This is a genomic window from Uniformispora flossi, from assembly GCF_049534875.1.
GTDB lineage: Bacteria > Actinomycetota > Actinomycetes > Streptomycetales > Streptomycetaceae > Yinghuangia > Yinghuangia aomiensis.
This window is the reverse complement of the sequence record NZ_JBMULZ010000006.1, coordinates 407,442-418,281: the sequence shown is the minus strand read 5'-3', so window position 1 is coordinate 418,281 and position 10,840 is coordinate 407,442. Positions and strand designations below refer to the sequence as shown.

Below are 10,840 nucleotides of genomic sequence, written 5' to 3'. Positions count from 1 at the left end.
GCGTGTGCGCACACACACGCCGCGGCTCCGCGGCTTTTCGCCGTCCGCGATTCCGGCAACGGGGTGTTCACAACTCTCTGAGACAGTCGTGCCGTGAGTTCGCACCTGGCCCTCGTTTCGCGCCCCCACATCGACTTCTGTCGTGTCGCGGGTGCGCTCTGTGCCGCCTGCTGACGCTCGCCGAGCCCGCGTCGCTCCGCGGGCCTGCTGCTGATCCCGATCGAATCCCCCTGTCGTGAGCGCGCGCCTGCGCCGCCTCGGAAACCGCGGCTGACCGCGGCTCTTCCGAGCGCTGCCGCGTGCGGGCTTTCCCGTGCGCCGATTCACCGCCTCGAACCACCCGGAGGAGCACCCTCATGTCTGTTCCCGCATTCGCCACCAGCCGTCGCACGGTGCTGCGCGCCGCCGGAGCGGGCGCCGTCGCGCTCGGTCTGACGGCGTGCAAGTCGGCGGTGGACGACCAGAAGAGCCAGTCCGCCGGGGCCGGCGCGAGCGGAGCGCCGAAGCGGGGCGGGACACTGCAGATAGGCGCGCCGACCGACTTCACCCCGTCGCTGCTCTTCACCACGAACTCGTCGTTCTTCCTGCCGCGGCTGGTGTTCAACACGCTGACCGCGTACGACCCGAAGACCCTCGTGCCGCAGCCGCAGCTGGCCAAATCCTGGCAGGTGGCGCCGGACGGCAAGAGCGTTGCCCTGCAGCTGAGAGAGGGCGTGAAGTTCCACACCGGACGCCCGTTCACCGCCGACGACGTCGTCTTCGCGATCAACAACCTCAAAGAGCCCAAGCGCAGCGCGCAGTTGCGGGCCACCGCCGCGGTGGTCACCGACTTCGAGGTGAAGAGCCCGACCGAGCTGACCCTGCGGCTCGCCCACCCGGTCAGCAACCTCTTCGACCTGTTCGAATTCATGATCGTCCCCGACAAGGAGACGATCGACGACGCGCTCGCCGGGAAGAGGCTGATCGGCACGGGCCCGTTCGTCTTCAAGAACTGGACGCCCGGCGCCTCCCTGTCCTTCGCCCGCAACCCCGACTACTTCGTGCCCGAGCGGCCCTACTTCGACGGGGTCGAGGTACGCATCATCGGCCAGAGCGACGCCCTGGTCGCCGCTTTGCGCAGCAAGCAGGTGCAGCTTGCGCTCGGCCTGACCGGCCGGGACCTCCAGCCGGTCAAGGACGACAAGCAGTTCGCCCTGACCCACTTCGACACCGGAAACGGCGCCTGGTACGTCGGCGCGAACGTGTCGGTCAAGCCGTTGGACGACAAGCGCGTGCGGCAGGCCGTCTCGTACGCGATCAACCGCGACCGCATCCTCCAGCAGGCCCTGAACGGCTACGGCCTGGCGTCCTCCGCGCCGTGGCCCAAGTCGTCGCCGGCGTACTCGGACGCGACAGCCAAGCGCTACACCTACGACCCGGCAAAGGCGAAAGCGCTGCTCGCCGAGGCAGGCGCCGCCGACCTGGAACTGCCGCTGGCCTACCTGTCGTCGGCGCCGCAGATCGCCCAGATGGTGCAGTTCGACCTTCAGCAGGTCGGCATCAAGACGACGCTGGAGCCCTTGGACCCGGCCAAGTTCCAGACGCAGCTCATCGGCCAGACGATGCCCGGACTGTGGGCCGGCGCGCACGGATTCGCGCAGGTGCACCCCTCGACGCTCGCGGTCAGCGCCTATCCGTTCAACGAGGCGAAGAACACCTCGAAGTTCTCCGACCCGCGCTACACCGAGATCGTCCAGCGCGCCTGGCAGCAGGTGGACGCGGACAGCCCGGCGGCTCGTGCGGCGTACCAGGACCTGACCGAGGTGCTGCTGGACCAGCAGTTCGTCATCGACCTGGTGGTGCTGGACCAGCTGTACGCCACCACGAGCAACCTGCACGGCGTGACGCAGAACCTGTTCACGTCCACCGTCCTCGACGACGCGTATCTGGCGTGATGCCGCGATGACCGGCTACCTGCTGCGGCGGCTGCCCTCGGCACTCGGGGTCCTGCTGCTCGCCTCCTTCGTGATCTTCCTTGTGCTACGCGCGGTGCCGGGCGATCCGGCCGCGACATTGGCCGGGTCCGACTCGTCGCCGGACGCCGTGGCGGCGATCCGGCACGACCTCGGCCTCGACCGCCCGCTGCTCGCCCAATACGGCACGTGGCTGGCGGACGCGGTGCGCGGCGACTTCGGCCGCTCCTACCTGATCGGCGGCTCGGTGTCCGACCTGCTCGGGCAGCGCATCGGCAACACCGTGGAACTCACGCTCGGCGCACTGTTGTTCGCCATCACCCTCGGGCTGGTGTGCGGAGTGCTCGGGGTGACCGTGAAGAACCGGATCGGCCAGACCCTGCTGTCCGCGTTCAACTCCTTGTCCCTGGTGGTCCCGGGCTACGTCACCGGCTTCCTGCTGGTGTTCGCGTTCGCGGTGACCTGGCCGGTGCTGCCGCCCGGCGGACACGAGTCGATCCTCGCTGACCCGCAGATCGGCTTCCAATACCTGCTGATGCCCGCGCTGGCCCTCGCGCTGCCGACCGCGGCCGTCCTCGCGCGCTACGTCAAGGACGGCCTCGAACAGGCGCTCGGCGAGGACTACTCCCGGACCGCCACATCGCTGGGCATCCCGCGGCGGCGCCTGCTGTGGCGGCACGCGCTGCCCAACGCGCTGCCGCCGGTGCTGACCGCACTCGGCATGCAGGTCGGCGTGCTGCTCGGCAGCGCGGTGGCCGTCGAAGCGGTGTTCGCGTGGCCCGGCCTCGGCACGCTCGCCGAACAGGCGATGACCCGGCGCGACTATCCCGTCGTCCAGGCGCTGCTGCTGTTCTTCGTCGCGGTGTTCGTGGCCGTCCAACTGCTGACCGACATCGCGTACGCGCTGCTCGACCCGCGCGTGCGCCTGGGGTGACGCCATGACCGCACCTGCAACCCTCCTCCCCGGCCCCGTCCCGGCCGCGGTCGCCCGCAAGAGCCGCGTCCGCAACCGCTATCTGCGCGGCCTGGCCACACCGCGCGGCATCATCGGCCTCGCCCTGGTCGGCCTCGTGCTGGCGGCGGGCCTGGCCGCGCCGCTGCTGACCTCCTACGACCCGAACTTCCAGACCGCGGACGCGCTGCTGTCCCCGGGCTCCGGCGGCCACCCGTGGGGGACCGACGAAGTCGGCCGCGACTTGCTGAGCAGGCTCCTGTACGGCATCCGCGCCGACCTCCTCGTGGTACTCGCCGGCGTGCCGATCGCGGCACTCGCCGGGTGCTCGCTCGCGCTCCTGGCCACCGCGCACCGCGCCGCCGACGTCGCCGTGCAGCGGCTGTTCGACCTCATCCTGTCCTTCCCCGGCCTGATCCTCGGCCTCACGGTCACCGCGGTCATGGGCGTCGGCCGCGGCACCGTGATCGTGGTCATCGCGCTGAGCGAGACACCCGGGTTCGGACGGCTGCTGCGCGGCGCGATCCTCGTGCACCGCGACCGCGAGTACGCGGTGGCCGCCCGCGTCGGGGGAGCGGGTCCGCTGCGGCTGCTCACCCGGCACGTGCTGCCGAACGCCGCCGACCCGGTCGTCGTCCACTTCGCGCTGGCCATGTCGGTCGCGGTGATCCTCGAAGGCGCCATGAGCTTCATCGGTATCGGCATCCGCCCGCCCGAAGCCGCCCTCGGCGCCACGCTCGCCGCGTCCCGGCCCTACCTGGAGGACCACCCCGCCTATGCGCTGGGCCCGCTCGTCGTCATCACGGCGCTCGTGGTGGGCCTCAACCTGATCGCGGAGGCACTGAACCGAGGAGCCCGACGATGACCATATCCGTGGACAAGCCGCTCCCGGCCGTCCCCGAAGCACCCGCCGCCGCACCCCTGCTGCGCGTACGCGACCTGCACGTCTCGTTCGACACGGAGCGCGGGCCCGTGCAGGCGGTACGCGGCGTCGACTTCGACCTCGCCCGCGGCGAAACCCTCGCCATCGTCGGCGAGTCCGGCTCCGGCAAGTCGACCACCGCACTCGCCCTGAACCGCATGCTGCCCGCCGCGGGCCGTATCACCGGCGGATCCGTCGTCCTCGACGGCACCCTCGACCTGGCCGCCGCCACCGAAGCCGAGCTGCGCGACATCCGCGGCGCCCGCATCGGCATGGTCTTCCAGGACCCGATGACCTCGCTCAACCCGCTGCTCACCGTCGGGCGGCACCTCGACGAAGCGATGCGCGCCCACGGCGTCGACCGCCGCCGCCGGACCGCCCGGGCCGCCGAACTCCTCGACCTGGTCGGCATCCCCGAGCCCGCCAAACGTATGCGCGACCACCCCCACCAGTTCTCCGGCGGCATGCGCCAACGCGTCATGATCGCGCTGGCCCTCGCCAACGAACCGGACGTCCTGCTCGCCGACGAGCCGACCACCGCGCTCGACCCCACCGTGCAGGACCAGATCCTCACCCTGATCGAGGACCTGGGCCGCGAGACGGGCACCGCGACCGTGCTCATCACCCACAACATGGGCGTCGTCGCCCGCTCGTCGGCGCGCGTGATGGTGCTGTACGGCGGACGCGTCGTCGAACACGGCCGCACCGCCGACGTGCTGACCGCACCACGCCATCCCTACAGCATCGGACTCCTGCGAGCCGTCCCGCGGCTCGACGCGCCCTACGGCACCCGCCTCGAAGGAATCCCGGGGACACCTCCCGACCTGTCCGCCCCGCCCGTCGGCTGCGCCTTCGCCGACCGCTGCACCCTCGCCACCGACCGGTGCCATGACGAACAGCCGCCCGCCCGCGACACCGCGGGCCGCACGGTGGCCTGCTGGGTCGACGACGCGGCGCTGCGGCTCACCGCGGCGGCATCGAAGGCGGTTGCCGACGTTCCGCGGACGGCCGCGGCCGACGGGAAGGCCGAAGCACAGCCCGTCCTCGCCGTCGCCGGACTCGGCAAGGTGTTCCACTCGCGCCGGAACCGCGTGGTCGCGCTGGACGACGTGTCCCTGGAACTCCGGCGCGGCGAGACCCTGGGCGTGGTCGGGGAGTCCGGCTCCGGCAAGTCGACGCTCGTCCGCACTCTCGTCGGCATCCACGCGCCGACGTCCGGCCGCATCCTGTTCGAGGGCCGCGACCTCACCAAGCCGGGCCGCGCCGAGCTGCGCAACCTGCGCCGCCACGTACAGATGGTGTTCCAGGACCCGTACGCGTCGCTCAACCCCCGCATGACCGTCGGCGCGATCATCGCCGACCCGCTGGTGTCCCAAGGCATCGGGACCGCCGCGGACCAGCGCCGCCGGGTCGCCGAACTCCTGGAACGCGTCGGCTTGGACGCGGCCGCCGCCGACCGGCACCCGCGCGACTTCTCCGGCGGCCAACGCCAGCGCATCGGCATCGCCCGGGCCCTGGCCCCGGAACCGTCGGTCCTCATCTGCGACGAACCGGTGTCCGCACTCGACGTCTCGGTGCAGGCCCAGGTCGTCAACCTGCTTGCCGACCTGCAGGCCGAACTCGGCCTGTCGATGATCTTCATCGCCCACGACCTCGCCGTCGTCCGGCAGATCTCGCACCGCATCGCCGTCATGCGCGCCGGACGCGTCGTCGAAACCGGACCCGCCGAAGACCTGTGCGCCCACCCGCGCCACCCGTACACCCGTGACCTGCTGGCCGCCGTGCCCAGCCCCGTCCCCGCCGCCGCGGCCGCCGCCTGAGGAGCCCCGTGACCACGAACCCCGACCCCCGCCGCCGCGACCCGTACGCCGAATTCCCCGGCCGCGCCGGACGCACCTTCGCCGAATCCGAAGCCGCCTGGCCGCCGCACCGCGCCGCGCGGCCCGGCGCCCCCAACATCGTGGTCGTCCTCATCGACGACATGGGCTACAGCGACATCGGCCCCTTCGGCTCCGAGATACCCACGCCCACGCTCGACCGCCTCGCCGAAAACGGCCTCCGGCTGACCAACTACCACACCATGCCGCTGTGCTCACCGGCCCGTGCCGCGCTGCTCACCGGCCTCAACCCGCACCGCGTCGGCTACTCCTTCGTCGCCAACGCCGACCCCGGCTTCCCCGGCTACGCCATGGAGATCGCCGAGGACATCCCCACCCTCCCGCAGCTCCTCCACGACGAGGGCTACGCCACCTTCGCCGTCGGCAAGTGGCACCTGGTCCGCGACTCCGCGTCCAACGCCGCCGACGACCGGGCGAACTGGCCGCTGCAGAAGGGCTTCGACCGGTACTACGGCGTCCTCGAGGGGCTCACCAGCCTCTTCCACCCGCACCAGCTCGTCCGCGACAACAGCCCGCTCGACATCGACGAACTCCCCGACGACTACTACTACACCGACGACATCACCGACGAAGCCATCGGCATGATCACGTCGCTGCGCGCCCACGACGCCGACAAGCCGTTCTTCCTGTACGTCGCGCACAACGCCGTGCACGGGCCGCTCCAGGCGAAGGCCGACGACATCGCCCGGCACCGGGGCCGCTACGACGAAGGCTGGGACCGGCTCCGCGACACCCGCTTCGCCAAGCAGATCGCCGACGGCCTCTTCCCGGACGACACCCGCCTGCCGCGGCGCAACTTCGAACGCGGCCACGAAGTCGGCGCCTGGGACGACGTCCCCGCCGACACCCGCGAGCTGTACGCCCGCTACATGGAGGTCTATGCGGCCATGGTCGACAACATCGACCAGAACCTCGGCCGCCTCACCGCCACCCTCGAAGAACTCGGCGAACTCGACAACACCATCATCGTGTTCACGTCGGACAACGGCGGGACCGGCGAAGGCGGCGCGGAAGGCACCCGCGCCTACTTCAAACGCTTCGTCCACCACCCCGGACTGCCCGAGGAATGGAACGGCGACGTCGACCGCGAACTCGACCTCGTCGGCGGCCCCCGCAGCCTCGTCCACTACCCGCGCGGCTGGGGCATGGCCTCCAACACCCCGTTCCGCCTCTACAAGGGGCAGACGTATGCGGGCGGCGTGCGCGTGCCGTTCGTCGTCTCCTGGCCCGCCGGCCTGCCGCGCGACGCCGCCGACGACGGGATCCGCCCGCAGTACCAGTACGTCACCGACGTCTTGCCTACACTTCTCGGCCTGGCCGGCCTGGAACACCCGGCAGAGCGGCGCGGCGTACCGACCCAGGAACCCGACGGAGTGCCGTTCACGTCCGTGCTCGCCGACCCCTCCGCGGCGTCGACGCACCTTGAGCAGTACAGCGAGATGACCGGCAACCGCAGTTACTACCGGCACCCCTACAAGCTGGTCACCCAGCACCAGTTCGGCGCGGACTACGACGACGGCGAATGGGCGCTGTACGACATCGTCCGCGACCCCACCGAGATCGACGACCTCGCCGCGGACCTTCCCGACGTGGTCAAGGAGCTGTCGGAGGCCTGGGAGGCCGCCGCCTGGCGCAACGGCGTGTTCCCGCTCGCCGACGCGAGCGGGGCCCTGGTGCTCCGGCACCCGGACGAAGAGCTGCTGCGCCGCCCGGTGCGCATCCTCGCGGGTACTCCCGAAGTGGAGCGGTACCGCTCCGCGAAGCTCGTCTCCTTCCGCGACTTCGAGGCGGCGATCGCGATCGACCGGCACGGTGCGGACGATGCCGGCGTGCTGCTGTCGCACGGCGACCAGGGCGGCGGCTACAGCGTGTACGTCGAGGACGGGCGCCTGTGGTTCGCGTACAACGAGTACGGCGTCCTCCACGAGATCGACGCGGGACCCCTCTCCGCGGGACCGCACGTGGTCACGTTGCGCGCCCACACCCGCCCCAGGTTCCGCTGGGACTTCACGGTGGCCGTCGACGGCACGGACGTGGCCTGGCTGGAGGGCGTCCACTTGCTGATCGGCATGGCACCGCTGCAGGGCATCAGCGTCGGCGTGGACCGCAAGTCGCCCGTGTCGTGGCCGGTGTACGAGCGGCACGGCTCGTTCCGGTACACGGGCACGCTGCGGGCGGTCACCTACACGCCCGGCCCGAGTGCGGCCTACGACCCCGAGACGGTGATCCGCACGCTGCGCGAGGCGGCCGCGACGTACGAGTAGGACCTGGATCGATCCGCGGTGCCCACGGGCTGCCGCGGATCGACCTTTTTCACCGCAAAGCCCGAGCGGGGCGCCGGGATTTCGTCCCGGCGCCCCGCTCGTTTACCCAACTCGTTGCTCGGCTCAGTTGTCGGCAGGCTGCGGCTTGACCGCCACACTTGCCCGCCCGTCGACACCCACCGGAACGTCGCCGTCCACGGTCGTGCGGTGCAGCACGCGGCGCGCCCCGCCGAAGTCGGACACGGCACGGTGCTGCGTCGCCCGGTTGTCCCAGATGGCCACGTCGCCCTCGCGCCACGACCAGCGCACCGTGTTCTCCAACCGGGTCACGTGGCCCTGCAGCAGGTCCACGAGCAGCCGCGAGTCCTCGCGCGAGTAGCCGACCAGTCGCTGGACGAACCCGCCCAGCAGCAGCGTGCGTTCGCCGGTGACCGGGTGCACGCGCACCACCGGGTGCTCGGTCTCGTACACGGTGGAGGCGAAGACCTCCAGGTAGCGCTTGAACGCCTCCGGGTCCTTCTCCGGCGAAAGGCCGGCGTAGTCGTAGGCGTTGGTGTGGATCGCCCGGAGTCCGTTCGCCAACTCCTGAAGTGCCGGGCTGAGTTCGTCATAGGCCGCGGCGGTGTTGGCCCAGACGGTGTCGCCGCCGTGCGCCGGGATGTCGATGGCGCGCAGGATCGACGCCAGCGGGTAGGCGGGCACGAAGGTGACGTCCGTGTGCCACTGGTCGGCGGCGCCGCCGTACTCGCTGGTGATGGGAAGGACGTACTGCCCCTCGGTGTTGACGGTCGGGTGGCCGATCGGCGTCCCGAGCAGGCGCGTGAAGGCGAGCTGGATCTCGTCGGTCAGGTGGTCCTGGCCGCGGAAGAAGACGACCTTGTGGGCGTGCAGAGCGTCGCGCACGGCCTGGACGGCCGAGGGATCGAGGTCCCCGGACAGGCGTACGCCCTCGACGACGGCGCCGATGCGCCCGGCGACCTTGGTGACGGTGATCTGGTCGAGCGTGGATGCGGTCATGACTGATCGGCCCTTTCACAGGCGGAAATCGGGAAACCCGACGAAGACACGGATGGCGGAATCCCCAGCCCGCAAGGGCCCGGCAGGGGATAGCGGCACGCGCGACCGCCGCGCCACGGGCGCGGTGACAACCGAACGGGACGAGCGGGCAACGGCGAAGAACCGGCCCGCACATGGCGGCGCGCGTCGTTCAGCGACAGTGCGCGCCGGGGGGCACCGGCATGTGGGAAATGCGGTGGCGACTGATCACCTGTCGATTCTGTGCGGCGCCGGATGCGGGCGTCAATTGTGAACAGCAGGGCAAACGACAGCATTTGCCAGAGAATCGGGCAATGCCGATGGAAACGCGAAACGTGAGCGTCACAAGTGGGGTGAGCGGCCGCGTCAGGGTGAACGGCCGCGACGGAGCGCGCACGTGCGCAAGCCGGGCAGACCATTTGGTTGTACCTGATCGTGATCATTAAGGTTTGGTCTCGGGCGGCCGTCGAGTCGTCCGCCTTGACCGGGGCGGACAGCGGACGCCTCCGCCGAATCCGGCGAGGTCTCCCCGGGCCGAGCCGGAGCCGGGGAACCACCGTTCCTCGGGGTGAATCGGCGCGGCCCGCCGCGCTGTAGGGCCTCCTTCCGGCCCGAACCCGTCAGCTCACCCGGTAGGCGGCCGAGGAAGAAGGAGACCGCCCGAGTGGCGTCCCACCGACGGCTCAAAAAACCGAGCAAAGCACGAATAGGTGTTGTCACCGCCGCGGCCGCAACCGCGGTCGCCCTGTCCTCCGGCGTGAGCCACGCCGACCCGGCTCCTTCCAAGGACCAGGTCAAGGCGCAGATCAACGACCTCCAGCACGAGGCGGAGATCGCCACCGAGGAGCTGAACGGCTTCCAGGAGAAGGCCGAGCAACTGCAGAGCCAGGTCGGCGAGATCCAGGACCGCATCGCCCAGGAGCAATCCGACCTCATCGCGTTGCAGGACGGCATGGGCGCCCTGGTGAGCGCGCAGTACAAGAACGCGGGCATCGACCCGACGCTCGCGCTGCTGCTCTCCGAGAACCCGGACGACTACCTGCGCAAGGCGTCGCAGCTCGACCAGATCACCGCGCACCAGGCGGACGTGATCCGGCAGATCCAGGCCAAGAAGCGCTCGCTCGACCAGGAGCGCGGCGAAGCGTCCCGGAAGCTCGGCCGACTGGAGGACACCCGCAAGAACCTCGAGTCGAAGAAGACCGAGGTCGACGCGAAGCTCCAGAAGGCGCAGCAGCTCCTCAACACGCTGAGCGCGGCCGAGCGCGCCGCGCTCCTCGCCCAGGAAGGCCACGGCGAGGACGCCCGCGCGTCGCGCGACGACACCCGCACCCCGAACACGCCGGGCTCGACCGCAGGCGACAAGACGAACAAGACAGATAAGACAGACAAGGGGGAGAAGGAAGCCCCGCCCGCGAACGTCCCGGCGAGCGGCCGTGCCGCCGCGGCGATCGCCGCGGCCAAGGCGAAGCTCGGCAAGCCGTATGTGCGCGGCGCCACCGGCCCGGACTCCTTCGACTGCTCGGGCCTGACGGGCTTCGTCTGGCGCCAGGCCGGCGTCTCGCTGCCGCGCACGTCGCAGGCCCAGGCAGGCATCGGCCCGAACATCCCGAAGAGCCAGGTGCAGCCGGGCGACCTGATCATCTACTACGAGGGTTACTCGCACGTCGCGATCTACATCGGCGACGGGCAGATCATCCACGCGCCGAAGCCGGGCACCAACGTGCGCACCGCGCCGTGGGACTCGATGCCGATCACCAAGATCGTCCGCCCGTCCTGACGGCGACGCCGTGGCCGACCGGGACGGCACTGTCCCGGTC

The 10,840-nt window shown here is 70.7% G+C and carries 8 protein-coding genes and 1 riboswitch; of the genes, 7 read left to right on the top strand and 1 reads right to left on the bottom strand.

All coding sequences use genetic code 11. The annotated features are described in order from the left end of the window. Positions 1-93: 93 nt before the first annotated feature. The 6 genes from ACPA54_RS17145 to ACPA54_RS17120 all read left to right on the top strand — a co-directional run bounded on the left by ACPA54_RS17145 (position 94) and on the right by ACPA54_RS17120 (position 7,988). Positions 94-174: a putative leader peptide gene (locus ACPA54_RS17145; RefSeq protein ID WP_423530623.1), complete on the top strand. Its 81-nt coding sequence runs from the start codon at positions 94-96 to the stop codon at positions 172-174. Positions 175-356: 182 nt separating this feature from the next. Further along, positions 357-1,934, top strand: a complete 1,578-nt coding sequence (locus ACPA54_RS17140; RefSeq protein ID WP_423530589.1) for an ABC transporter substrate-binding protein — start codon at positions 357-359, stop codon at positions 1,932-1,934. Positions 1,935-1,941: 7 nt separating this feature from the next. Continuing rightward, a complete protein-coding gene (locus tag ACPA54_RS17135; RefSeq protein WP_423530587.1) occupies positions 1,942-2,886 on the top strand; it encodes an ABC transporter permease in 945 nt (314 codons plus the stop codon). Positions 2,887-2,890: 4 nt separating this feature from the next. Further along, on the top strand, positions 2,891-3,769 hold the full coding sequence (locus tag ACPA54_RS17130) for an ABC transporter permease (RefSeq protein ID WP_423530586.1): 879 nt from the start codon (positions 2,891-2,893) through the stop codon (positions 3,767-3,769). Then, positions 3,766-5,646 (top strand): dipeptide ABC transporter ATP-binding protein, encoded by a 1,881-nt coding sequence (locus tag ACPA54_RS17125; protein WP_423530585.1) that lies wholly within the window; start codon positions 3,766-3,768, stop codon positions 5,644-5,646. The genes ACPA54_RS17130 and ACPA54_RS17125 overlap by 4 nt, the downstream gene beginning before the upstream one ends. 8 nt (positions 5,647-5,654) lie before the next feature. Then, the gene (locus ACPA54_RS17120; RefSeq protein ID WP_423530583.1) at positions 5,655-7,988 is read left to right on the top strand and encodes an arylsulfatase; all 2,334 of its coding nucleotides are present in this window, start codon (positions 5,655-5,657) and stop codon (positions 7,986-7,988) included. 123 nt (positions 7,989-8,111) lie between these two features. On the opposite strand, the gene ACPA54_RS17115 is transcribed toward ACPA54_RS17120, so the two are convergent. Further along, the gene (locus ACPA54_RS17115; RefSeq protein WP_423530581.1) at positions 8,112-9,005 is read right to left on the bottom strand and encodes a TauD/TfdA dioxygenase family protein; all 894 of its coding nucleotides are present in this window, start codon (positions 9,003-9,005) and stop codon (positions 8,112-8,114) included. Between the two features lie 515 nt (positions 9,006-9,520). Next, positions 9,521-9,677: riboswitch (cyclic di-AMP (ydaO/yuaA leader) on the top strand. Positions 9,678-9,687: 10 nt separating this feature from the next. Here ACPA54_RS17115 and ACPA54_RS17110 point away from each other — a divergent pair. Next, a complete protein-coding gene (locus ACPA54_RS17110; RefSeq protein ID WP_423530579.1) occupies positions 9,688-10,800 on the top strand; it encodes a C40 family peptidase in 1,113 nt (370 codons plus the stop codon). Positions 10,801-10,840: the final 40 nt, after the last annotated feature.